This window comes from Acinetobacter sp. YH12236 (genome assembly GCF_013417645.1).
Lineage (GTDB): Bacteria > Pseudomonadota > Gammaproteobacteria > Pseudomonadales > Moraxellaceae > Acinetobacter.
Genome location: NZ_VPDM01000002.1, coordinates 154,730 through 179,548, shown reverse-complemented (window position 1 = coordinate 179,548; position 24,819 = coordinate 154,730). Strand labels below are relative to the sequence as shown.

The 24,819-nt window shown below is 41.2% G+C and carries 27 protein-coding genes; 13 read left to right on the top strand and 14 right to left on the bottom strand.

All coding sequences use genetic code 11. The features are described 5' to 3' along the window. Nucleotides 1–18 precede the first annotated feature (18 nt). The 4 genes from ubiA to glnA all read right to left on the bottom strand — a co-directional run bounded on the left by ubiA (nt 19) and on the right by glnA (nt 3,195). A complete protein-coding gene (gene ubiA, locus FTV14_RS01965; protein WP_180053201.1) occupies nt 19–897 on the bottom strand; it encodes a 4-hydroxybenzoate octaprenyltransferase in 879 nt (292 codons plus the stop codon). Nucleotides 898–903: 6 nt separating this feature from the next. Further along, nucleotides 904–1,425 carry a chorismate lyase gene (locus FTV14_RS01960; RefSeq protein WP_257219740.1) on the bottom strand — a complete coding sequence of 174 codons (522 nt, stop codon included), beginning with the start codon at nt 1,423–1,425 and terminating at the stop codon, nt 904–906. Next, entirely contained in the window at nt 1,418–1,693 is a 276-nt protein-coding gene (locus FTV14_RS01955) for a hypothetical protein (RefSeq protein ID WP_179992003.1), read from the bottom strand. The genes FTV14_RS01960 and FTV14_RS01955 overlap by 8 nt, the downstream gene beginning before the upstream one ends. Before the next feature lie 86 nt (nt 1,694–1,779). Further along, entirely contained in the window at nt 1,780–3,195 is a 1,416-nt protein-coding gene (gene glnA / locus FTV14_RS01950) for a type I glutamate--ammonia ligase (protein WP_171064793.1), read from the bottom strand. A gap of 807 nt (nt 3,196–4,002) precedes the next feature. Here glnA and FTV14_RS01945 point away from each other — a divergent pair. From FTV14_RS01945 to trpC, 3 genes are read left to right on the top strand one after another with little or no spacing between them, the layout of a single operon-like run. Further along, nucleotides 4,003–4,587: an aminodeoxychorismate/anthranilate synthase component II gene (locus FTV14_RS01945; protein ID WP_218948144.1), complete on the top strand. Its 585-nt coding sequence runs from the start codon at nt 4,003–4,005 to the stop codon at nt 4,585–4,587. Between the two features lie 17 nt (nt 4,588–4,604). After that, nucleotides 4,605–5,651 (top strand): anthranilate phosphoribosyltransferase, encoded by a 1,047-nt coding sequence (gene trpD, locus FTV14_RS01940; RefSeq protein ID WP_034590018.1) that lies wholly within the window; start codon nt 4,605–4,607, stop codon nt 5,649–5,651. A gap of 20 nt (nt 5,652–5,671) precedes the next feature. Beyond that, nucleotides 5,672–6,478, top strand: a complete 807-nt coding sequence (gene trpC / locus FTV14_RS01935) for an indole-3-glycerol phosphate synthase TrpC (protein ID WP_159124402.1) — start codon at nt 5,672–5,674, stop codon at nt 6,476–6,478. Between the two features lie 68 nt (nt 6,479–6,546). On the opposite strand, the gene FTV14_RS01930 is transcribed toward trpC, so the two are convergent. Beyond that, complete coding sequence (locus tag FTV14_RS01930) at nt 6,547–6,987, bottom strand: GFA family protein (RefSeq protein WP_159124403.1); 441 nt, start codon at nt 6,985–6,987, stop codon at nt 6,547–6,549. Between the two features lie 252 nt (nt 6,988–7,239). Between FTV14_RS01930 and FTV14_RS01925 the strand changes: the two genes are divergently transcribed. The 4 genes from FTV14_RS01925 (at nt 7,240) to FTV14_RS01910 (ending at nt 9,811) form a co-directional block, all read left to right on the top strand. Then, nucleotides 7,240–7,923 carry a Smr/MutS family protein gene (locus tag FTV14_RS01925; RefSeq protein WP_034590020.1) on the top strand — a complete coding sequence of 228 codons (684 nt, stop codon included), beginning with the start codon at nt 7,240–7,242 and terminating at the stop codon, nt 7,921–7,923. A gap of 93 nt (nt 7,924–8,016) precedes the next feature. Beyond that, on the top strand, nt 8,017–8,565 hold the full coding sequence (gene folE / locus FTV14_RS01920) for a GTP cyclohydrolase I FolE (RefSeq protein WP_171064799.1): 549 nt from the start codon (nt 8,017–8,019) through the stop codon (nt 8,563–8,565). 64 nt (nt 8,566–8,629) lie between these two features. Then, nucleotides 8,630–8,989: a cupin domain-containing protein gene (locus tag FTV14_RS01915; RefSeq protein WP_180053200.1), complete on the top strand. Its 360-nt coding sequence runs from the start codon at nt 8,630–8,632 to the stop codon at nt 8,987–8,989. 267 nt (nt 8,990–9,256) lie between these two features. After that, nucleotides 9,257–9,811, top strand: coding sequence for a DUF4385 domain-containing protein (locus FTV14_RS01910; protein ID WP_180053199.1), 555 nt, complete (start codon nt 9,257–9,259; stop codon nt 9,809–9,811). Here FTV14_RS01910 and FTV14_RS01905 read toward each other — a convergent pair. The 5 genes from FTV14_RS01905 to hemE form a co-directional block, all read right to left on the bottom strand. Beyond that, a complete protein-coding gene (locus tag FTV14_RS01905; RefSeq protein WP_180053198.1) occupies nt 9,808–11,205 on the bottom strand; it encodes a diguanylate cyclase in 1,398 nt (465 codons plus the stop codon). The two genes, FTV14_RS01910 and FTV14_RS01905, sit on opposite strands and share 4 nt — an antisense overlap. Before the next feature lie 204 nt (nt 11,206–11,409). Then, nucleotides 11,410–13,296, bottom strand: a complete 1,887-nt coding sequence (locus FTV14_RS01900; RefSeq protein ID WP_180053197.1) for a DUF4105 domain-containing protein — start codon at nt 13,294–13,296, stop codon at nt 11,410–11,412. Nucleotides 13,297–13,369: 73 nt separating this feature from the next. Beyond that, nucleotides 13,370–13,840 carry a DUF3015 family protein gene (locus FTV14_RS01895; RefSeq protein ID WP_004782788.1) on the bottom strand — a complete coding sequence of 157 codons (471 nt, stop codon included), beginning with the start codon at nt 13,838–13,840 and terminating at the stop codon, nt 13,370–13,372. 143 nt (nt 13,841–13,983) lie between these two features. Continuing rightward, entirely contained in the window at nt 13,984–14,787 is an 804-nt protein-coding gene (locus tag FTV14_RS01890) for a DUF817 family protein (RefSeq protein WP_179992058.1), read from the bottom strand. A 10-nt stretch (nt 14,788–14,797) separates the two neighbouring features. Next, entirely contained in the window at nt 14,798–15,868 is a 1,071-nt protein-coding gene (hemE, locus tag FTV14_RS01885; protein WP_180053196.1) for a uroporphyrinogen decarboxylase, read from the bottom strand. A 206-nt stretch (nt 15,869–16,074) separates the two neighbouring features. On the opposite strand from hemE, the gene FTV14_RS01880 reads away from it, so the two are divergent. The 6 genes from FTV14_RS01880 (at nt 16,075) to FTV14_RS15960 (ending at nt 22,605) form a co-directional block, all read left to right on the top strand. Then, complete coding sequence (locus FTV14_RS01880; RefSeq protein WP_180053195.1) at nt 16,075–17,292, top strand: L,D-transpeptidase; 1,218 nt, start codon at nt 16,075–16,077, stop codon at nt 17,290–17,292. A 163-nt stretch (nt 17,293–17,455) separates the two neighbouring features. Next, nucleotides 17,456–18,154: a pirin-like bicupin family protein gene (locus FTV14_RS01875; RefSeq protein ID WP_180053194.1), complete on the top strand. Its 699-nt coding sequence runs from the start codon at nt 17,456–17,458 to the stop codon at nt 18,152–18,154. A 305-nt stretch (nt 18,155–18,459) separates the two neighbouring features. Next, nucleotides 18,460–19,440, top strand: coding sequence for a class I SAM-dependent methyltransferase (locus FTV14_RS01870; RefSeq protein WP_180053193.1), 981 nt, complete (start codon nt 18,460–18,462; stop codon nt 19,438–19,440). Between the two features lie 251 nt (nt 19,441–19,691). Next, nucleotides 19,692–21,860 carry an ImpA family metalloprotease gene (locus FTV14_RS01865; protein ID WP_257219739.1) on the top strand — a complete coding sequence of 723 codons (2,169 nt, stop codon included), beginning with the start codon at nt 19,692–19,694 and terminating at the stop codon, nt 21,858–21,860. Next, nucleotides 21,772–22,143 carry a hypothetical protein gene (locus FTV14_RS15965; RefSeq protein WP_257219738.1) on the top strand — a complete coding sequence of 124 codons (372 nt, stop codon included), beginning with the start codon at nt 21,772–21,774 and terminating at the stop codon, nt 22,141–22,143. Before FTV14_RS01865 ends, FTV14_RS15965 begins: the two co-directional genes overlap by 89 nt. 21 nt (nt 22,144–22,164) lie before the next feature. Then, nucleotides 22,165–22,605, top strand: coding sequence for a hypothetical protein (locus FTV14_RS15960; protein ID WP_257219737.1), 441 nt, complete (start codon nt 22,165–22,167; stop codon nt 22,603–22,605). Nucleotides 22,606–22,709: 104 nt separating this feature from the next. On the opposite strand, the gene FTV14_RS01860 is transcribed toward FTV14_RS15960, so the two are convergent. The 4 genes from FTV14_RS01860 to FTV14_RS01845 form a co-directional block, all read right to left on the bottom strand. Next, on the bottom strand, nt 22,710–23,186 hold the full coding sequence (locus tag FTV14_RS01860; RefSeq protein ID WP_180053192.1) for a CinA family protein: 477 nt from the start codon (nt 23,184–23,186) through the stop codon (nt 22,710–22,712). A 484-nt stretch (nt 23,187–23,670) separates the two neighbouring features. Then, on the bottom strand, nt 23,671–23,868 hold the full coding sequence (locus FTV14_RS01855; protein WP_180053191.1) for a hypothetical protein: 198 nt from the start codon (nt 23,866–23,868) through the stop codon (nt 23,671–23,673). A 70-nt stretch (nt 23,869–23,938) separates the two neighbouring features. Beyond that, nucleotides 23,939–24,166 (bottom strand): hypothetical protein, encoded by a 228-nt coding sequence (locus FTV14_RS01850; RefSeq protein ID WP_004782813.1) that lies wholly within the window; start codon nt 24,164–24,166, stop codon nt 23,939–23,941. Nucleotides 24,167–24,268: 102 nt separating this feature from the next. After that, complete coding sequence (locus tag FTV14_RS01845) at nt 24,269–24,484, bottom strand: cold-shock protein (RefSeq protein ID WP_004782814.1); 216 nt, start codon at nt 24,482–24,484, stop codon at nt 24,269–24,271. Nucleotides 24,485–24,819 lie beyond the last annotated feature (335 nt).

Here is a 24,819-nt window from a genome sequence, read left to right as displayed (position 1 = left end):
TGAATCGACAAGGTGCAGTTACAGAAGCGCGGCAAAGATTCCAAGAAAAATCATCAGCCCCACCCAACGGTTATGACGGAAAGCCCAGAAACAGCGCTGCGGGTCCTTATCTCGAGTTTTTGACCATTGATAAATAAAATCAATTGCGACGGCTAGAAGCCCCATCAGGCCAAATGGAATCAGCAAATCCTCAATCCATAATGCTGCGCCAATCAAGACCAGACTTAGAGCCTGTAAGGCACTAATGATCTGAATATCATGTTGACCAAATAAAATGGCTGTGGATTTTACCCCAATCTTTAAATCGTATTCACGATCGGTAATTGCATATTGCGTGTCATACGCCACAGTCCAAGCCAGATTGCCAAAATACAGTAACCAGCAGGTTAAGTCCGGTGTCTGCCCGACTGCGGTATAGGCCATAGGAATGGACCAGGAAAACGCAGCTCCCAAAAATACCTGCGGCAAATGGGTATAGCGTTTCATAAATGGATAAATGAACGCTAAAAATAACGCGCCAAATGACCAGTAAAAGGTTTCAATCGGCAGGAAAAATAACAGGCAGGCACTGGCTGCGACGAGCACCAGAAAGACCATCACTGCTTCTTTAGCACTAATAATACCGGTGGCTAAGGGACGGGTTTTGGTACGCTCCACATGAGCATCCACTTTACGGTCGGCAAAGTCATTAATGGCACAGCCCGCTGCACGCATAAAAATTACACCTAGAATCATCAGCACCAGAATACTGAGATCAGGAACACCTTTTGCTGCGACCCATAGCGCCCACATGGTCGGCCAAAAGACCAGCTCTGTGCCAATTGGCTTATCAAAACGACAAAGATAATAATAGGCGCTCAGACGTTCACGCCAGGTAATTGCTTGTGCAGTTGCCATATCAAGTTAAGCCTGTTGATTTTGTATAAAGTGTTCAAATGCCGGTAAAAATGTTTCTTGTACGATAAATTTACAACCATGCCAAGTATAGCAGCTCTGACGGGTCCAACCCTCTTCCAGATAAATCACACGTCGCTCACACTGTGGATTGGTCCGCTGGAATAATAGCCAGCCAATAGGCTTCGATCCAATGTGCTGAAAAATCCGCGCACGTTTTTGCAAGCTTAATATCGGAAATATACTTTTTGCTTTGACCCATGGATGCTCTTCACAGCCATATAAATAACTTTCTCGCACCCAGGACGTATGCTGATGTGGCATCTGCATCCACCGCGCATCCACAAATTCCAGACGCTGAAAATGTTCGTGCTGTGGTTCTACCCGAAACTGTCCACCGGCCAGATCTGTTAACTGCTGCGTCAATGATCCCGAGGCATACAGCCATTCTCGAAGCGCGGCGGGTATATGCGGTCCATGCAGATTTTTAAATTTTACACTCACAACGTTATCAACTTCACGATTAGGCATTATCTGTCTTGGCAATCACTTCATACTTTCCACTTGGCAGCTTTTTCAAAATCATGCCATCTGTGGTGAGATAAAAACTTTGTGGATAGTCATAGTTCAGAGCCAGCTCAGGATGACGTAATGCCACAAACTCGACCTGCTTATAACCCTCAGGTGTACGCGCTACTTCTACATAGGTCACTTCAGAAAAATTCAGTTTAAAGCCTTTGCTATGATCCTGAGGATCAATCCAGGGAAAAAAGCCGGTATGTCTTTTACGTTGTGCCATAACTTCATATCTTTGATCAATAACAGCATCATACAAAAAAACCCGCACAAAGGCGGGTCTTTTTTACAGTGAAATTCAGATCAGAATTACAGGCTGTAGTACATGTCGAATTCAACTGGGTGAGTAGTCGTGTTCAGACGACGTACATCTTCAGTCTTAAGTTCGATGTAAGCATCAAGCATTTCTTTAGTAAACACGCCACCTTTAAGCAGGTAGTCATGATCTTCTTTAAGAGATTCAAGTGCCATTTCAAGGCTGTGTGCCACTGTAGGGATTTTCGCTTCTTCTTCAGGAGGAAGATCGTACAGGTTCTTGTCAGCAGCTTCACCTGGGTGAATTTTGTTTTGGATACCGTCGATACCCGCCATCAACAATGCAGCGAAACCTAGGTACGGGTTCATCATTGGATCAGGGAAACGTGCTTCGATACGTTTGCCTTTAGGGCTAGAAACATAAGGAATACGGATAGAAGCTGAACGGTTACGCGCTGAGTAAGCAAGCATAATCGGTGCTTCGAAGTGAGGTACCAAACGTTTGTATGAGTTTGTAGATGGGTTAGTGATCGCATTCAATGAACGAGCATGTTTGATCACACCACCGATGAAGTACAATGCCATTTCTGAAAGGCCTGCATATTCATCACCAGCAAACAGGTTCTTGCCATCTTTAGAGATCGACATGTGAACGTGCATACCAGAACCGTTGTCGCCTACCATTGGTTTAGGCATAAAGGTTGCAGTTTTAGCGTATTGGTGCGCAACGTTCCAAACAGCATATTTGAACTGTTGTACTTCGTCAGCTTTACGAACCATTGTGTTGAAGCTCACGCCAATTTCTAACTGGCAAGATGCAACTTCGTGGTGATGCACTTCTACACGACCTGGGCCCATGATTTCTTCAATTTTTGCACACATGTCTGCACGCATATCTTGATGAGAATCAACAGGAGGAACTGGGAAATAACCACCTTTAACACGTGGACGGTGACCTGAGTTACCTGCTTCGTAATCTTTACCAGTAGACCAAGCAGCTTCTTCAGCGATCAATGTGTGGCGCGCGCCAGACATGTCGATGTCCCATTTCACTTCGTCAAATACGAAGAATTCTGGTTCTGGACCGAAGAATGCAGTATCACCGATACCTGTAGATTTCAGGTATTCTTCTGCACGGCGAGCAATCGAACGTGGGTCACGTTCATAACCTTGACCAGTTGATGGTTCGATAACGTCACAAGTCACAACAACAGTTGGCTCTGCAAAGAACGGGTCGATGAAACCTGTTTCTGCATCTGGACGTAAGATCATGTCCGATGCTTCGATGCCTTTCCAACCTGCGATTGAAGAACCGTCAAACATTTTGCCGTCTTCAAACGTATCTTCATCAATACTGTCTGCTGGATAAGTAACGTGCTGTTCTTTACCCTTGGTATCAGTAAAGCGAAAATCGACCCATTTCGCGCCACTTTCTTGTATGAGTTGAAGGACCTTGTTCGCCATGCTCATTTTGCTCCGATGTTTTTTGTTGCACTCGCAAAGTGCGTGTTAGAAGTTGGTATCTATTAAGCAATTAGCGTACCAACTTTTAAAAGTATATCTAAAATCTTGAAATCTTTATAAGAAAACATAGGAAGATAAAAATACCTTGTCGCTATTATACTGTGACTTAAACTAAATGCACTATATTCAAGCATTCTTCCTGAGATTTGTTGCAGGTATTTTTTTAGCGCACCTAAATAGTGCGACGATTTCATATTAGGTAAGAATAGGAGCACTTTTCAGTGAGGATTTGCGTTTTTATGCTAATTTAGTTTAAAAAATATTCAATTTCGTTTAATTCTGGTTAATTTTTACCAGTTACAAAGCGCAATATGTAGGTTTATGTACTTAAAAATATCACTATTTTGAGTCACTTTTATTCAAATTGCCGATCTTATCGTTTGATTTATCCCATGCATTATTATTCAAATGATGTTTTTTTCAGCATCATTACTTTAATAATTTAAAACCTATTTATTTTTAATTTAAAAAAATAATAACTGCGATATTTATTTAAACTTACTTTTCGTCAGTTAATTACTTATACGCACATTTAAAATATTTAAAAGGCTGTGAGCTACTCACCAGGCTGAAAATTGAAAAATTATTGCGCCCGATGTGGCTATTTTTTGCTATGATGAGGCGTGCTTTATTTTCACACAATGAAATCAACGATTTAGTCGTGTATTCCCTAGACTTGCAACAAGTCCCGATAAAGCTCAATCTGGATCACTTTAGCACAGTTAAGTGCAATAATTTCAATAGGTTAAGCTCATGCTTCTAATGATCGACAACTATGACTCCTTTACTTATAACATCGTCCAGTATTTTGGCGAACTGAATCAAGAAGTAAAAGTAGTCCGCAATGATGCCGTGACATTGGAGGATATTGAGCGATGGCAACCCAAGTATCTGGTGATTGGTCCTGGTCCATGTTCGCCAAGTGAAGCGGGAATTTCGATTCCTGCCATTCAGCATTTTGGCGGCAAGATTCCCCTGCTCGGTGTTTGTTTGGGACATCAAAGTATTGGTCAGGCTTTTGACGGCGATATTATTCGTGCCAAACGCGTCATGCATGGTCGTTTGTCTGATATGTATCACAGTGATAAAGGTATTTTCAGCAACCTACCGAATCCTTTCTCTGCGACGCGTTACCACTCGCTGGTGATTGATCAGGCCACTTTACCAGAATGCCTGGAAGTGACCTGCTGGACCAATGAAGAAGATGGCTCTATGGAAGAAATCATGGGGATTAAACATAAGACACTACCGATTGAAGGCGTGCAGTTCCATCCGGAATCAATCCTGAGCCAGCATGGTCATCAGATCTTTAAAAACTTTCTTGAAATTTACGCATAATGGGCAAAACGCAAGTCATGAATATTCAACAAGCTTTAAGCAATATTACTAAAAACATTCACCTGACTCAGGAACAAATGGAAGACGTGATGCGCACCATTATGTCTGGCGAAGCAACCGATGCCCAGATCGGTGCTCTGCTCATGGGTCTACGCCTGAAAGGCGAAAGTATTGACGAGATTACTGCTGCAGCACGTGTCATGCGTGAACTGGCAACCAAAATTGATGTCAGTGATGTCCCTCATCTGGTGGATATCGTCGGTACAGGCGGTGATGGACAAAACCTGTTTAACGTATCTACCGCTTCAGCCTTTGTAATTGCAGCAGCTGGTGCAACGATTGCCAAACATGGTAACCGTGGTGTTTCTACCAAATCAGGCTCTTCAGATTTACTGGAACAGGCAGGCATTAATCTTGATTTGAATATGCAGCAAACCGAACGCTGTATCCGTGATATTGGTGTGGGCTTCCTGTTCGCACCGAATCATCACAAAGCCATGAAATATGCGATTGGTCCACGTAAAGAACTGGGTATTCGCAGTATTTTCAACCTGCTCGGCCCGCTTACGAATCCGGCCGGCGTAAAACGTTTGGTCATCGGGGTATTTTCCAATGAACTTTGCCGCCCAATTGCAGAAGTCATGAAACAGCTCGGTGCTGAACATGTCATGGTCGTACATTCACGTGATGGCTTAGATGAAATCAGTCTGGCTTCTTCGACGCATGTGGCTGAGCTGAAAAACGGTGAAATCACTGAATGGGAAATCATTCCTGAACAGGTCGACATTGAATCGCAAACCTTAACTGGCTTAATTATTGAAAGTTCAGCAGAAAGTCTGGCTCTGATTAAAGATGCCTTAGGCAAGAAGAAATCTGAGATCGGTCATAAGGCTGCCAATATGATTGCCCTAAATGCCGGTGCTGGTATTTATGTATCAGGCCTGACTTCAAGCTATAAGCAAGGTGTGGCATTGGCACACGATATTATTTATGGTGGCCAGGCACTGGAAAAAATGAGCGTGCTGTCTGAATTCACCAAAACCATCAAACAATATGAAGCTTAATACGGTCAGGAATTTGAATCATGGTTGATATTGCAAATACAATTTTGGGTAAAATTGTTGATCGTAAGAAAGAAGAGTTCGCTCTTCGTTTGAAGCAGAAAAGCTATAAGGATATAGAAGAGTTAGCTCAAGGCGCGACACCTGTACGTGGTTTTGCTCAATCTTTAATGTCTAAACGTCCGGGTGTAATCGCTGAAATTAAAAAGGCTTCTCCGTCCAAAGGCGTGATTCGTGAAAACTTCAATCCTGCAGAAATTGCGGCGCAATATCAGGATGCCGGCGCTGCCTGTTTATCTGTACTGACTGATGTGGATTTTTTTCAGGGTGCTGATGAAAATATTCAGATCGCCCGTTCGCACTGTGACTTGCCTGCGCTGCGTAAAGATTTCCTGATCGATCCTTATGGTGTGATTGAAGCGCGTGCACTACATGCAGACTGTATCTTGCTGATCGTGGCCTGTCTATCTGATCAGCAGTTAGAAGAAATGTCTAAAACCGCATTTGAGCATAATCTGGATGTACTGGTTGAAGTGCATGATGAAGAAGAATTAGGACGTGCTTTAAAACTGTCTGATCGTTGTCTGCTGGGTGTGAACAACCGTAATTTAAAAACTTTTGATGTCGACCTGAATACATCACTACGTCTGAAAAAATTACTGGATCCTTCACGCCTGCTGGTCACTGAAAGCGGTATTGCGACCCCTGCTGATGTTTCGATGATGCAGGAACATGATATTCATGCCTTCCTAGTCGGTGAAAGTTTCATGAAACAGCCACGTCCAGATCATGCTTTCCGTGATTTATTCGGTGAGCCTGAATCGGTTTAAAATATTAAGTATAAAAAAAGCCCCATCTCAGCATGGGGCTTTTTTTTATTTCTATTAACCAAATTCATTTAATACTGAGTTGAATGATCAAAATAAGAGATTAATTTTTCAAATTCTGGCAGTTCAGAATAGGACTCATCCGCCTTGATTTCATCTGCCCAATCCACCTTCGAGTTCAGACAAAAACTCAGTCTGTGCTGAATTTTGGGTGCTTGATCCAGAAGCCCTAAAGGAATCCAGATCAATGCAATTGTACCTACCTGATTCGGTACAGGCGAGCCACAGTGTTGACAAAAATGAGAACGAAATCCGGTCTCTTTTTGATAGCAGGAAATTGAAGTCTGTTCTGAGGTCCATTCAAAATATTGCTGATGAACTAAAGTTGCTGCATTTGCGGCCGTACCACTCTGTTTACGACATAAACTGCAGTGACAATGATACATGGCCTGAATATTCGTATTTACTTTGAACTGGACATCGCCACACAAACAACTGCCTGAATAACTCATTTTTTTATTTTCCAGGTTTGATTGATTTATATTTAAAGAGAGATGTTCCATCGAGGCAACTGTTAAGATGATAAAAGGAGAATATTCATGAATTATTTTCTATTTAAAGTTCATCAAGCTATACAATCTTAGAAAACTATTGAGAAATTAATGCTGGGTTTGGGATATGTTGTATTTAGTGCAATTCATTTCTCCTTTCAGTCATTTAAGACTATAATTTACCAAATTCAGTATCTCCCCCGTTTCCAGATTATGAGCAAACACGATTCTTCGCTTTCTAAAGATCAGTACAATTTACTCAAAGATCTTAAAAAGCAAATTAGTCATCCTCAGCCTAAGGCTGAACCTGTTGCCCCTGTCGTGAAAACAGCGGAGCAGGAACAGGAGGAAGACCTCGATCTATTTCGCAAGCAGATGCAAGGCGTACAAAAAATTGATGCCGGCAATATTGCGAAAATAGAAAAATCTCCCAAGAAAAAAGTCGATGCGCAAACTTTGGCTAAGCGTGCTGCTGCCGAAGGCCCCATGCATACCGATGAAACCGTCCTGTCTGATACTCAAGCCATGCTCAATCCGGTTGGCAGTCAAGCGAGCTTAAGCTACCGCATTGCGACCTTGCAGCATAAGGTTTTTGAAGATTTAAAAGCAGGCAATCTGCGCTGGTTCGAAGCTGTCGACCTGCATGGTTGTACGGTCGAAGAGGCACGTCAGGCTGTGCTTCAGATTATCCAGATCGCCAAAGATGAAAACCAGAACGTGATCAAGATCGTACATGGCAAAGGGCCGGAAGCGATTTTAAAAACTTATGTCAACGGCTGGTTACGTCAGCACCGTGATGTTCTGGCCTTTGTCAGTGCGCCTGAAAAACAGGGTGGCACTGGCGCAGTTTTAGTTTTGCTAAAACGTGCAGAAAAAAATCCAAAGTTTAAACAGTAAGCGGATTTACCCCCAAAATAAGGCATTGTAAAAGATTTCTGCTACAATGCCGTCCTTGTTCATTCTCAGTTTAAGTGAATACGTCATATGACTATGCAGCAATCTTACGCAAACATTCTTACTGCCGTTGGTGAAGATCTCAATCGCCCTGGTCTCAAAGATACGCCCGTGCGTGCTGCGAAAGCGTTTTCGTATTTAACCTCAGGTTATAGCCAGACTCTGGAAGAAGTGACCAATAGTGCGGTTTTTCCATCAGATAACCGTGAAATGGTTTTAGTGAAAAATATCGAATTTTATTCACTCTGCGAACACCATTTATTGCCATTTTATGGCCGTGTACATATTGCCTATTTACCTGAAGGCAAGGTATTGGGGCTGTCTAAATTTGCCCGAATTACTGAAATGTTTGCCCGTCGTTTGCAGATTCAGGAAAATCTGACCCAGCAAATCGCAGAAGCGGTTGCTGAAGTCACCAATGCACGTGGTGTGGCTGTGATGATTGATTCAGCACATATGTGTATGATGATGCGTGGTGTTGGCAAACAGGAATCGACGACGCGTACGGTGTCATTTATCGGTGACTTTAAAACCGATAAAGAAGTCCGCCGTGAGTTTTTAGGCGCTGTACCAGAAAGTTATTAATATAGATTCATACATGAAAGCCTCAATTGATATTGGGGCTTTTTTACACGATGAGGTTATGAAAATGCCATCTATTTGGATTGCGGGTCAAGGTTTAGGCCAGGCTGAAGAAAGTATCGATTATCCACGGCCAGACCGGCTGGTTAAAGGCAATCCTAAACGCCTGACCCAGAGTGCCTATCAACATCCCAATATGGATTGCGGAATCTGGCAATGTGAAGTGGGTGCGTGGAATATCGTATTTGCCGAGAATAAACAGGAATTCTTTCAGGTAATCGAAGGGATCGTCCGTTTACATGATGCTCAAAGACAATCCTTTGTTGAAATCAAGGCAGGTGAAGCCGGCATTATTCCACCCGGTTTTATTGGCACTTTTGAAGTGGTTGAAGCCGTTAAAAAATATTATGTCGTGGTAGAAAGTTAAAAGATAAGTACGAATTCAATATCTTCATCAGTTAAGGAATTTTGCAATCAATTCCTTAACTTTTCTACGTATTCATTCAATTTCTTAAAATTTTATCCCTACATTCTTTTCAAAAAGTTGTCTCATTAACTTAACTTCCCTAGTTTTAAAAATAAACAAATTGATGCTGCATAATTAATTTCCTGACTACATTTCCTGCCATGTTTAAATACAGATCTTTTGTTTAGAAAGCTGCATGATCCAAGTGTATAAATTCTGGAAACAGCCATGAGTAGAAAACAGCCTGATCCGCCTAAACGCCCTTCACGTGTTCATTCAAATAGTTTTGACTATAGTCTAGATTTTAAAAAAATTGATTTCCGTAAACGGCCGGACTTATACCGGATCGGACACGGTGAGCAAGGCGTGCTTTTAGTAGAGCCTTATAAGTCGGAAATTCTGCCCCACTGGCGTTTTGCAGATGCTGAAAAAGCCCAAGCCAGTAGTGAAAAAATTTATGCCCTATTTCTGGAATATTTAAAACAGGAAGATTTCGTCGGTGCCGATATGGCACGCAAGTTTTTACAAATGGGTTATACCCGTGCCCGGCGTTATGCCAATCACAAAGGCGGCAAAAAATACGATGGGCCAGTTCCAGATGATAAAAAGGGTTTAAGTGGTGCGCATGGGCGTGAGGAATTGCCGCGCAGTTCTGAAGATCCGGTTAAAGCTGCTGCAGCGAAAATATTTAAACAAAAATGGGATGAAGCCAAAGTCCATCCCGAATATGTGCGACAAAAACAGCAATTTCAGGCTGCAATTCAGCAGCAAATTTCAAATTAGACAGATGCTTTTTGTGTGCCCTGAATTTGAGAAGGTTGCGCCAGATAGACCCGGTTACGCCCTGTATTTTTAGCCATATACAGTGCAGCATCTGCGGCATCCAGGAATCTTTGGTAATCTGGGTGACCATCAAATAGCGCACAGCCGATACTAACCGTGAGTCTAAATTGCTGTCCTTGAGCCGTACTGATCAAGCCATGCTCTACATATTTACGAATATTTTCAGCAATATTCAGTGCACGTCTTTCATCGGAATCGACCAGCAGCAGCAGGAATTCCTCACCACCGACACGGAACGCATAGTCACTGCCCTGAATGTATTTCTGTAGGGCATCAGCAATAAATTTTAAGGCCAGATCGCCGGCTGCATGACCATATTTATCATTAATGGCTTTGAAGAAGTCGGCATCAATCGCTAGCAAGGATAATGGTGTCTGGTTATCACGAGAGAAATTGATTTCACGTGAAATAATGGTATTTAAATAACGGCGATTCAATAACTGGGTTAGAGAGTCATTTCCAGATTCGATGTAATCTGCAACCTGGAATAATTGATCGACCAAGTGCTGTATTTCACGGTTTAAGTCACGAATACTTTGAATCAGATTCAGCATCTGATCTTTTTCAGTACATTCCAGCACTGCCTGATTCAGCGTATCGATCTGATAAATTCGCTCGATAATTAAATCGACCTGATCAGAACCGGTAAAGGCATAAGACGCCTTATGAATAAACCATAAGCCAAATTCTGACTTGGACAGCATTTGATGTCTAATGCCTGTAGTTCCAGAAAAGACCTTGAACATCAGCTCATTTTCCCAATCCAGCAATGAACTGCGCTGTTTATCTTTTTGTACCGCGACATCTTGCATTGCAGAAAATACCCGGTAACTGTGCTTCATTTCCTGATTCTGAACTGATTTCGCCTCATAGGAACGACACATAATTTCTGTGGCAAATCCCATGATTTGTACAATATAACTACAGGTAGTAAGCATGTTCGGCTGCGGATTTAAACTCAGCAATTCAAACATTTTGCGCTGAATTTCTCGTACACCGCGCATAATCAGCCAGGATGGAATCCCGACGCGTGCATGCACATGTCCAACGATATTCTGTTTTTGCACAGCCTCTGCATAACGCTTATTCAGCGCTACACTAAAACTTTCTGAAAGCCATTGATGTAAAGTATCGCGTAAACGCTGCTGAATCAGCTCATCAGTAAAATACTGAGATGCTTCTTCTTCCAGAAGCATATTTTTATAGAATTCTTCTACCAGTACCAAAGAGTGGTCTTGAATAAACTGAAATGCGTGTAGCAAATCATCCGATGAATAATTTTGACAGATCTGCTCCCACTGCTCCGCCAGCATAGCCATACACTCATTATTCATATAACTTTTCCCGATACTTTGCGATTCGCAGTGATATTATGTGACAAATACAACAATATTCAGGCATTTTAACCCAATTACTGAATACAATCTTTGATAATATCGGTAGAAGTCTCCGAACATGAATTTATTTTAAACATTCAAATACAAGTCATTTGATCTATAAACTTCATTTACTCAATATTCGAGGTCATGTTAGCCAAATTAAAAATAATGGACTAAACCCAGACTCCATTTTTCCCAGCCTTTCGATTCCTGTTGCTGATATTCCCAGCCCGCCCGAATGGCATTTTGTGCATTCCATGCATATTGTAACTGGCTTTTTAATTTCAGCTGCCACTGATGGGAGTCTTCCCAATACGGTAATTCCACCTGTACCAGACTATTGATCTGATCTGTCCAGATATTCTGGCAACCGACAGTTGGGCCCATACCGATACGCCATCCTTCGTCTAGCGCTTTTCCGGCCTGTACATGATTTTGTAATTGCACATAGCAGAGATGTTCACGTGCTTCATTTGCCCAGCTATAGCCACCCTGAACCTGAAAATTGGCTACACCATGCTGCTGCTCGGTACTAAACTGACCATGCTGATCCAGTGCTTCCTGTTTCCAGCCCAGACTAAAACCCCAAGATAACGGCGCTTTAAATGCATTGATCGGGTTATAGGAATTTACTGTAAGTAGATCCAGATGCTCCAGCTTCACGCGGTCATCACGATACTGCAATGCACCATCAAGGAATAATAATTGGGTTCCTGTACGCAGCCCGCCTTGCGGATCCATGAGGTCGTGATAAGCCTGACGATGCCCCAACTGCACAAAAGTCTCACCCTGTACTTGCCCAGTTTCAAGAACGATATTTCGGGCATGATGGCTTTGAACCGGATCTATTTTTGGACGCTCTGGCTGCTGACGCTGTTTGTCTATCGCCAACTGACTTCTTAGGCCCAATAATTTGCGAAAGCGCAGTTGGGCAAAAGATTCATCGACTTCTTGACGAAGAAAATCCAGATATAAATGGTCGTAGGCCATTTCCAGAATCTTGGCCTGATCTTCAGCCGGATAATGTTGCATTATGGCTTTCATTTCAGAGGTTTCTGCATAGGCTACCTGATGAGCAGTTTTTGCCAAGGATTTGCCATGTTGCCGGGCTTGAGCCAGCAATTGAGTTTCCAGCGCCGGACGGTAAATCTTTTTCCTGATCAGTCCCTGCTGTTCCACAACTTTTAAAGTTTCGACCGGAATCGCGGCGGTATCGAATTGCTGCTGCAAGTTCAGTTCAGGACGCACCAGATCAAAAAGCCCTAATAGACGATAGGCACAGTTATCATTAATGAAATAATAAGGGAAACTTACTTGTTGCATTTCCCAGAGATGCTTCACCAGAAACCCGGTTTCTTCAGGCGTCAGATTAAGTTCATATTCCCATAAATCACGGCTTTCAAAGTCACCATATTCCTTGACTTTGCGGTAATACGGCATCAAGGAATATTCACCCGGATATTGTCCGGTCAGCCCTTTCCAGGCAAAGGACCAGTTATCATTACTGTCAACTGTGGCAGCATAATTGACTGCATAAGAAACCAGATTCAGTTGCTGCTGGTCTTTGGGATCCAGACGCAGCAAAGTATGACCAAACATGGAGCTGGGATTACCCATATAATCGGTGGCATAAATCAGGGTCGCTTGATAAGGCTTGACTTCATTCATCCAGCGCTCAAAATCCGGGCAACTCGCTTCAGGCAATTGCTGTTCAGGAATATTCAGCTGTTGCATTAACCACTGACTACGCGCCGGAAATTTACATCGTACAGACTGATTGGGTTCTGCTGGCTCAAACAATGCCTGTATATTTTGCTCCAATTCAAGTTGCAGGTCTGTCTTGCTCTGCTTTGCCAGAAAATAGCCAGCATAGCTGACTTCACTTTTTCCTTCAGCATTGACATACATCAAACGCTGCCAGGTCGCGGTCTGGTGCAATTTTTTTTGTGTGGCTTGTTCTAGATAAGCTTGAATATCTGGAGAAATTTCGGATGCAAAACTTAGGGGACTCCACAGCAAGGCTGAGAGCAAAAAAGCATATTTCATTCAGTCAACGGTTCTTTTCAGTTTTTATTTATAAGAAAACCCTGCCAGGACAGCAGGGTTTTTACAGCGATACTTAGATATAAGCTTTTAATACTTCATCTTTAGCCATGACTGTTTGTAGAGTACTTAACACTTGTAAAGTATTCTGGTTTTCTTCTGAATAGATTTCAGAGAAATTCTGCTTAGATACAGTGAAGAAACGTGCTTTGTCTTCTGCCTTGATATTTAGCAGTTCAGCCAGTACATTCAGGCTTTCACCTTCACCTACGGCCATATCACGTGCCAATGCCTCAGCATTTTCATTGGTAAAAGTCACGACTTGAGCCGTTACTGTACCGCCCTGGCTACATCCTAAAGTACCGAAAGTAATACCCAGCCACTGGTTAGTAAACAGGACGTTTGTTGTACCTGCAAGCAGCTTAGGAATAATGCCTGACTGGCCTGCCCATACCTGGCTACCAATACCACAACCTACATCTCTATCCGCCATCGCCATACCAGAACCCGTTGCCAATACCACAGCGAGCATAATCTTTTTTAACATACTTATTCTCCGGTTATTCTCATGCATCTTTTGTTATTACGCTAATGATGTAATCTTCATTACACATTCAGGAGAGTAGCGGGAAGTCTAATTTGGCGCAATGAAAAAAATGTCCAATTTACATAAAGATAAACAGAATAATTTTACCGGGTTTTTAGGCTCCAGTTACCTTGAGAATTACGCTGTCCTAGAATCTTTAATACCAGCACCAGACTGAGCAATAAAAGTAAATACCAGGAACCGAGCTTGCCCCAACCGACCATGTGCCATTTTTCTACCTGGCTTGGATATAGCCAGATCTGATAAAAGGTACTGATGTTCTCAGCCACCCAGATAATAAAGGCCAAAATCAACAGGACAGGTAACATCGGCAGCTGAAAAGCATGCTGATTCAACTGAAATCGAATTCTGGTTTTCCAGAACATCACTACACTCCAGACAAATAACAGCAAGCGATAGTCCGGAATAAAGAATTTGCTCATGAAGTTGATGTAGGACAAGACTGCCAAGGCCAGCATGTGGCTAAAGCGCGGCAATTTTTCAAATGAAACTTGGTATAAGCGTAAGGAACGTGCAAAAAAACTGCCGACAGCCGAATACATAAAACCCGCAAATAAAGGCACCGTCAGTATTTTAAAAATCGCAGGTTGTGGATATTGCCAGGATGCAATCGCCGGATGGGTCAGGAAAATTTCCATGACCATCGCCATGATATGGAACAAGGCAATTACTTTGGCTTCGGCCCAGGATTCCAGTTTGGTATAGAGCAATACCACCTGAATCAGTAAAGCGAAAAATAATAGATAGTCATAGCGATAGAAACCGTAAAATAGTTCACTACCCATTGATGCGGTTTGTGCAAAAGCAAGCAGGAGCAGAATCCCAAATAAGGCAGCCGAAGCTGCCTTATAGATAAATTCAAACCCTGATTTAAAAAAGTCGATCAAGGTTTACATCCTAAAGGTATTTAGCGCTGTACTCATGTACGGTATCAATAAATACTTTAGGATTGGCTGGATCCACCCACTGGGTAATGCCATGACCTAAGTTGGCTACATAACCGGTTTTTTCACCGTTAGCATAGGCATCATCCAGCATCAACTTGGTTGCTTTAGCAATCGCGTCTGGAGTGCCATATAAAGTTGCCGGATCCAGGTTGCCTTGTAGTGCGGCACGGCCTGCAACAGTCTGACGCGCAACATTAAGCGGTGTAGTCCAGTCCAGACCAAAAGCATCTGCACCGGTCGCGACCATAGGCTCTAGCCATTGGCCACCACCTTTGGTAAACAGAATCACTGGAATCTTGCGGCCATCTTTTTCACGTTGCAAACCTGCCACAATTTTCTGCATATAATTGAGTGAAAATTCAATATATTCACGATGCGCAAGTGCACCGCCCCAACTATCGAAAATCTGCACTGCCTGAGCACCGGCATCGATCTGGGCATTCAGATATTCAGTCACAGCATCTGCTAAACGTTCTAATAAAGCATGCAGAACTTCTGGCTGTGCGTACATCATGTTTTTAGTGAAGCGGAAATCTTTACTCGAACCCCCTTCAACCATATACGTCGCCAAGGTCCACGGGCTGCCGGAGAAGCCGATCAATGGTACTTGCCCCCCCAAAGCCGAACGAATAGTCGATACTGCATTCATTACATAATCAAGGTCAGACTTGGCATTAAATTTGGATAAATTAGCCACATCCTGTTCAGTCCGCACAGTTTTGTGGAATTTCGGACCTTCACCTGCTTCAAAATAAAGACCCAGACCTAAAGCATCTGGTACAGTCAGAATGTCAGAAAATAAAATGGCTGCATCCAGCTCATAACGGCGTAAAGGCTGCAAAGTCACTTCACAGGCAAATTCAGTATTTTTGCAAAGAGAAAGGAAATCCCCTGCTTTGGCACGTGTTTCTCGATATTCTGGTAAATAACGGCCTGCCTGACGCATCATCCATACAGGGGTAGTATCTACAGGTTCACGTAACAATGCGCGCAGAAAACGATCATTTTTTAAGGTCGTCATTCACTTTCCTATCTATCTTTGATATTGCCCACATCATAACAAAATGGCTGCATTTTGAATAACTTCTCATGACTTTAAAAACCGATCATGTTAAGTGATCAAATGTGAGGAATTACACAAAAGAACTACTGCATCTCCACATTTTTTCTGTAATACTTATAGTGTTTTTTCACATAGTTAACGAAATATTTTTAAGGTTGAGTTACATGTTAGTTCGCACAATGCTCGCTGTGAGTCTAGGTTGCATTTTCGCAGGTACTGTTTTCGCTGCGTCTACTGCTGAACAACCATTAAACCCCCAAGTTGTCACTGATGTTGCGGTTCAGGATCCGATTGATCCTTTAGCAACTGAAGCTTCGGCAGCACAAGCAGAAACTCGAATTAGTGCTCAAGAACAACAAGATCTGAAGAAAGCTTCTGAAGCATTAGATGTATTACAAGATACTGAAGACCAGACTGCCGATATCGGTGCTGCTCCAACCACGACTAAAGCAGCGACGAATTCTGCTGCTGCGAAAGCATCTTGGACTTTAGACGGCCTTAATAATGCAAGCTGGTATGAAGATATTGGTAAAGGCCAATTTCCGGTATATGCACGTGCGCATGTCATGTTAAATAATGCCCATGCTTCTCCAGGTGCGATTGACGGTACTAGCGGTAAAAATACCTTGAAAGCGATCGCATCTTTCCAGCAAATGAATGGTATTAAACCAACCGGTACATTGACTCAGGAAACTTGGGATGCCCTATTGGCTAAACAGGGTTCTAAGCCTGCTTTTGTGGAATACACCATCACTGAAGAAGACCTGAAAGGTCCTTATGCCGAGTCTATTCCTTCTGACTATGCCTTACAGGCAAAAATGAAAGGTCTGTATTACACTCGCGTAACTGAAATGCTGGGTGAAAAATTCCATATGGATGAAGACTTTTTGAAAAAGTTAAATCCAAAAGCTACCTTCAAAAAAGCTGGGGAAAAGCTGATTGTTGCCAATATCCGCAATGAAGTTCCTGAAGATATTCATTTAATTGTGGCGCATAAAGGTGCTAAGCAGCTTTATCTGTTCAATAGCCGTAACCAGATGATCGCTTCTTTCCCTGCAACGATTGGCAGTTCGAGTACTCCATCGCCAACAGGAACTTATAAAGTGACTGGCGTAGCGAAAAACCCATGGTATAGCTACTCACCATCTAACTTTGTTCAAGGCAACAACAAGAAACCACTTTCTTTACCACCTGGTCCAAACGGTCCTGTAGGTAATATCTGGATCGGTTTAAGCAAAAAATCATTTGGTATTCATGGTACGCCAAATCCATCTGCAATCTCTAAAACTGCGTCACATGGTTGTATCCGTCTGACTAACTGGGATGCGAATGATTTAGGCCGTAAAGTGAAATCAGGTGTAACAGTGCGTTTCCTTGAATAATCTTTATTTAAATACCTAAGCCTGCTTACGAGTGGGCTTTTTTATACCTGCTTTCTCTTACATCGTTGCAAAAATGCAATGATCTGTCGCCTGTTTATAATTTTTTAAGAATTAAAACAACGTTATGATGATCTCAAGTTAAAAATTAAAGTGAGATAAATTCATGAAAGCTTTTCTACATCCAAGTGAAAATCGTGGTCATGTAAAAATGGGCTGGCTGGAGTCTAAACACAGCTTCTCATTTGGCAACTGGTACAATCCGAACTATATGGGCGTGAGTGCCTTACGCGTTATTAATGATGATCTGATTGATGCACATCAGGGCTTTGGTACCCATCCGCATGACAATATGGAAATCCTGACCTGTGTATTGAAAGGCACGATTACTCATCAGGACAGTATGGGCAATCATGGCGGTATTGCAGCAGGTGAATGGCAACTGATGAGTGCTGGAACCGGTGTACGTCATAGTGAAATGAACCAGGGCGATGAACAGGTGCATCTCCTGCAAATCTGGATCATTCCGAATGAACATGATGCTCAGCCAAATTATCAGCAAATTCGTCTGGACGCAAAAGAACAACCAAATCAATGGCATTTAATTTGTGGACCGAATAACAATGCACCCATGCACATTCGTCAAAATGCAGAAGTCAAAACCGCAGTGATCCATAAAGGCCAAAGTCTGGACATCAAAGCGACTCAGCATATCAATTATGTACATGTGATTTCTGGCTCAGTACAAATTGCAGAATATACAGTTGAAGCTGGTGGTGCGATTGCCTTTATGGATGATGCAGAAATTAAGGCGATTGAAGATGCTCAAGTGATCTGGTTTGATTTACCAGAAGCTGCTCATTAAAATTTCTATTTATATTCAGTCTATGCCGACTCATCATTTTGATCAGTCGGCATTTTTATAGAAAACATATAAAAATAAAAGTGATTCACTCCTTACGAGGATGTGAGCTTCAATATCCCACTATACAAATTAAACCAATTCACATCAGTTTTTTACCGAACAACAGTAAATTTTGGGCGAAGATTAATATGATCCATTTTGATTGAATCAATATAGCGAATGGCTGTTCTGGTCATTATCTTGTATAGATTAAACAGGTGTATGCACCTTTTCATTTATTCTGAATAAACCGAAGAGCACATCTAATGAACCAGATTTTAGAAATCCAAAGCAGCCAGCAACAAGCTCTGCACTTTCTATTAAATTTTTTAAAACAACAGCAATATCAGTTTACCGCCATTACGCCACTTTCCCATCAACGGATTCTGGATCGCAAAAGAAGCGAAAAAAATAAACAGAAAACCCTACAGGATATCTTTGGCTGGAATCTGGAATTTACAATTACTGATCTTGATCCTGTTCTTTTTTCGTTATTGTTAGAACATCAGCTTCTAGAAGTTGAGGATAATACATATAAAAGTCTGATCAGAGTCGCTTCACTTGAAGACGAATTATTTATTCATTCAGCCTTTCCTACGACCCAACAGGACGCTGTTTTTTTTGGTCCTGATACTTACCGTTTTGCCTATCATTTAAAGCAGTATTTATCTTTCCAGGCCAATTCTTTTAAACGGGCGGCTGAAATATGCTGTGGCACTTCTGCTGCTGCAATTCATATAGCTAAACATTTTCCAGATCATGAGGAAATCTTTGTCGCAGATCTGAATCCTAAAGCTCTTCTCTATAGCCAGATTAATATCGATTTTTCAGGTTTTGATACGATTCATCCTGTGCAAAGTAATTTATTTTCTGGTCTTGAAGGTCAGTTTGACCTGATTTTTGCCAATCCTCCTTATTTAATTGATCCAGATCAACGGCAATACCGTCATGGAGGCAATGAACTGGATGGCAATGAATTGTCTTTTAAGATTATCAAACAGGGTTTACAGCGACTCAATCCTAATGGACGTCTATTTTTATATACTGGCGTCACTATTTGTCAGGATGGCAATCGCTTCTTACAGCATCTGGAAGCTTTGATGAAACAGCATCAAAATATTGACTGGTGTTATGAGGAAATTGATCCGGATATTTTCGGTGAGGAGTTAGAGCAACCTGCTTATCAACATGTAGAAAGAATCGCGCTAGCCCTGCTCAAGTTCGAAGTCAAAACTGATAGAACATGAAATTTCAACTCGGGTTGAGGCTATTTTTAAACTGCGGCCTAATTAAAACAAATAAAAATTAAATCACCCCACATCACATTTAAAATTATTTTTAATAATTATTTATCATTAAAAAACATATACTTAAATTAAATATTAGTTCTATTTTATCGACACTTACTTCTATAATTCTCATCTGATATTTACGACAACTTTAAAAATAATGTCGTCTTTTTGGTTATACCTTGGGGAAAATTGTGGAAAGAAATTATTTGAGGTTGAGAACAACCTTACTAGCCTTATCGCTATCGATGAGTCTGATTGCCTGTGGTGGAGGTGGCAGTAGCGGAACATCTTCTCCTGCAGAAACACCAGATTCTGCTGTTAATCCACCATCAACAACCCATCCACCTGATAACGAGGAATCATCCCCCTCACCTATAGAAACACCTGATGGCAGTACACCACCTTTAAATCCACAAACGCCAACGACCACCCGGATTAATAAGGCATTGAGTACAGGTGATGCCCGACCTTTGATTCAGCAAGATTCCACCACATTGTTAGACTGGGCCTTGCAGCTCGCCAAGCAACAACAAACATGGCAAAAGGGTTTAATTACCTCACTCTATACCAGTTCGAATGGCAAAGTTTTGCAACCTCAACTGCAATTTACGCCAACTGCTTCGATTAATCTTTATCCTTATGATTTAAGCGCAGCTTTGCCAATTGCAGTTTCAGATCAAGCCTGCGGCTGGAATTTAAGTCAGCAGGCAAATAAAGGCTGTGGTCTGGGAGTCGCATCACAAATCGGTAAAGGCCGTGCGCTGGCTTTTGGCCAGAATATGCTTGGAGGGATCTCAGCGAATAGTCCTGACGTGGTAGATTTTGCACCCGTGCTCAACAATGGTTTTCGCTGGCTATTGACGGGGAAAACACAAGCACAGCCTAAACAAGAATTAAAACTTACCGTGAATGGCCTGGCACAAACCAACCTGAGCATGATAGAAAATTATTTTTCCCAGCATTTAGGGGTTAAAGTTACCTTTCTACAATGTAATGTACTGGATCAAACCAATACCTGCTGGAAAGATGCTGACCTGATGATTTTAGGCAGTAATATTGGCGCCAATAATTTTGAATCCAGCTTGATTCAGGAATATCTGGAGGCAGGTAAGCCAATATATTTCCAGGCAATGGGTTATAACGTCACTACACCGATGGAAAAAATCTTTTCGGCATTGAAGATTGAGACCAACAATAATTACTGGCGTGGCCAAGATACTTTACTCATGTCTTCAGGACGTTCTATCACAGATCAATGGAATAAAGTGAATGACATTGATAGTACGATCCAAATGTTGGAATATTTCAAGTCACCAAGTGCGGCACGTCTAGGTGATTTAAATGCCAATAATCCGTTGATTCAAACCATCAATAAAGCTTCTACCAATCTACAAAATTTAAATGCACAAGGCATTACTGCATTTAGCGCAAAAAATAATAATCAGATTCTAAAAGCTTTGGTGTTATTGGCAGATCTCTGGCGTCCAGGCGTGAATTACAGCGGACTGTCGAAAAATGGCGATGCTCTGACTTTTATGCGTACCTATGCCAGCGACTCCTGGACGGACTATAAACGCAAAACCACATTGGTGAATCCAAATGGTGCCGGCGATTATATGCCAGCCTCTGCACAAAACATGGCTGTCAGTGCTCAAGCCGAAACCATTACCGTGACCATTCCACAAGGCAGTGGAATTACCACAATTGGTCGTGCCAGCATTCCGGGCAAACCTGTCAGTATTGAGATTGTTGATGCTCAGGGTGCGCAGCTTTCAGTCCAGACCAGCTATTTACGTGCCTGGGGCAATCCCTTTGATGATGGCGGCTATAAACGTCCTCGCCGTCCCAATAGTTTCGCCGTGAAATTAGATGCCAGCCAAAGCAATGACTTTATCAGCCCGTTCGGTGGACCATTGATGTTGAATTACAGCAATGCCAAAGCAGGCTCGGTGGTGACCTTAAAAATCAAAGGCGCAGCAAAATATGCGCATTATGATTTTACTCAAACGATCACTGAAGCGGATATTAGCGAGGCCACCAGCATCCTGCAAAGTAGAAACTTCGGCTGGAACACTTTTAAATTTGTTGGTGGTGAAATTCAACAGACCAATGACTATGCTTTAAAAGCCATTGGTGATCGATCGGCACGTACCTATGTGGATCAGATTAAGGGCGTAATCTTTGACAGTAACCACATTGCTAACGGTTATAACAACATGCCGCTGGATAGCAGTACGGCACAGCGTTGTAATGAATTAGGCTGGGATTGTACCGGCACAGTTCATCGTGCCCCGTGTTCAACATTTTGTGGGCTGGATTGCGACCTGTGGCTTCCTGTGCTCAGGAAATCCATCAGATGGGTCAACTGGCATTGATACCGGTTGGGGCTGGGTGCATGAACTGGGACATAATACTGTTCAGGATGTCTTAACCATGGTATTCCCTTCCACTGAAACCGGGAAAACTATTGGTTGCGTAGTGGAATGTAATAACAACATTCTGGCAGGCCTAAGCATGATGCGTAAATATCATCTATATGCTCAGGACAGTAATGCCAGCAATTTCCGTCACCCAACTTTATATGCCAATATCAAGGATACACGAAGTCTTGGTCTGTCAGGTGAGGTACAACGTGCCGCCATGGAAAAACGCTTATAGCAAGATGGCTATCATGTATCGATGCAGGCTTTCCATATCCAGATGGCCATGAACTATACCCGTTTACATCAAGGTAAATCGCGACCTGATCTTCAGGGTGTATTTGAGTTCATACGCCTACTGAATACGGCACAACGTTTATATAACCAGATCGATTTAAGTAAAGCTTCTCAAGCAGATAAGAATAAACTGGGACTAGGTGCATTTAATGCGAAAAACATGAGCCGCCCTGACCTGATTTATGTACTCAGTTCAAAAATCATGGGCTATGATCTTAAAGATTTCTATGCACTTTATGGCTTGCCTTTAACTGCAACCGCACATGCTTCAGTCGCCATGCTTAATCTGCCTACCGCACCTTTGTATTTCTATGCGCAACCAGATGGCGGTTCAAATCGCCTGGCAACAGGACAATGGCTCACCATTCCAGCAAACGGCCCTCTCCCTAACTATCCTTACTAATTGACCAATTTAATATAAAAAAATCCCGGCTTCGGCTGGGATTTTTTATAGCAGAACATTTTCATGATCCGTGTATTAGCGATCAGTGAGAACTAAATAAATAGCTATTTATTTTTCTTGTCTCGACTGCCTTCAAGGATTTCAATTAAGCTCAGATTAATATTTCTCGCCAGTTTTTTTAATTTCTCTCTCGGTTTTCCTCTGCAAAGAAAGCGGAAACTATAGAGCTCATCTTTATAAGAAATCACATAGAAAAAAGTTCCTACTGGCTTTTCTTTAGTTTCTGTCCCGCCTCTTTTTAATAGTCCTGTACAGGCAATATAAATATCAGAATAAAACATTTTCTTGGCTTTTCTGACCATTTCCTGTGTGACTTCCATAGATTCCGGCGTATATTGTTTAATAAATTCAGGTTTGATTTTTAAAATATTCTCTTTGACACCCATGTCATAACACACCAGTCCGCCATATAAAATATCACCGGAATATTTATTTTGGGAAAATCGGTAAGCCAGGTAACCTGCTGATGCACTCTCTAGAAAAGTAATACTTAATTTTTTTTGGCGAGTAATTTTATACATTTATTCATAGAGTAAACTCCTGACTTTATGATCATCTATTGAGTATTAAATATTCAAAAATAAAAGATTAAATACTTAGCTTCTGAATGTCCTAGCAAAACCAAAACTGAACTGCCCTTGCTCACCATCTTAAACCTGCTGTATATCCTCAGTCATTTATATGACTTAAGTTCATACCAACGAAACTTATAATAACCTTGACGGGTTTTAACTCTGATTGGCTTTCTGATTTGATGTGTATTAGATTTTTTATAGATTCATGATAGTTTTATGCCTAAAAGCATAAGTAGTAGAAGATATAAAATATAGATCACTGAAATGATGGCTAAGTCGATTTAAGTGTGAACTAAAATGTGCTTATTAATTCAGGGTTTATTTATAAGACGATGAATAGGTTTAATTAAGAAGTGAATAATTTCAAAGACAAAATCCTGGCAAGATACCAGGATTTTTTATATTCACTTTTGGTCATGTCATATGACCACTAAATAATTTTGAAAATTTTGCCGCTGATGGTGCTTTGAAAAAACATTTCAAAACTTGGGCGAATATTTTCACCTTCAAACGTAATATGTTTAACGTTAGAATCCGATTGGGTATGAACAAAATCAGGGTCAACAGTAGCCTGAATCACGTATTGAACACCGAATTGATCTTTCACATTAATATTTTGCTTAAGCATAAATAAACCTTTAGTAATGATTATAAGAGAGATCGGCTAGAAATTGGTTAGCCAATATATAATTTAAATATTAAATAACTTTATGATTTAATTTAAATAATTGATTTAAAGATGTATAAAATGTACGACCGTCTAGATTCAGGTCAACTTCGATTCCTGATTGAAGCAGTACTCTTTTACCTACTTCAATTTCCTTAAAACCTTGACGTGTATTTTGCATTTTATTCAAGGGAATCAAAGAAACAATAATTTCTGTACCATTTTTAGATTTTGCAATTAATTCATTAATTTTTAACAATTTGTATCCTATTTTTATACTTCTTCCAATCTAGAAAAAGCTTTTTAACTTTTATTTAAAACAATAAAAAAGCACTGATGCGTGCTTTTTTATTCTACAGACTTATAGCGCAGTAATATTTACAGCATTTGGGCCTTTTTGACCTTGAACTACGCTGAATTCAACTTGCTGACCTTCCATTAAGGTTTTAAAACCTGAACTAGCAATTTCACTGAAATGAGCAAAAACATCTGGACCAGATTCTTGTTGAATAAAACCGAAACCTTTAGTTTCGTTGAACCACTTTACAGTACCTTTAACAATATTTGAGTTTGACATAATAAAACCTACTAATTTTTAATAATTTTTAGTCATCTGAATGACCAGTTGTAACTTTGAAAATAATAAAGAATGGAACTTAAAATCTGGATAAAACGAAGGATTATGAATAAAACGACGATACTTAAGGAAGATTTTTTGCAACAAGACTTTTTTCTAGTTAAGGCCAGTATACAGGAAGATTTAAAATAATCAAGTTTTCTTATATATATATTTAATTACTTTATAAATATTATTTTATTATTTACAGAATTTTCATTAAATTTTATTTAATTTCAACCACTTAATAAAATTAACCTATATTGCTTGAGTGAGTTAAACTTCTACATTTTAGA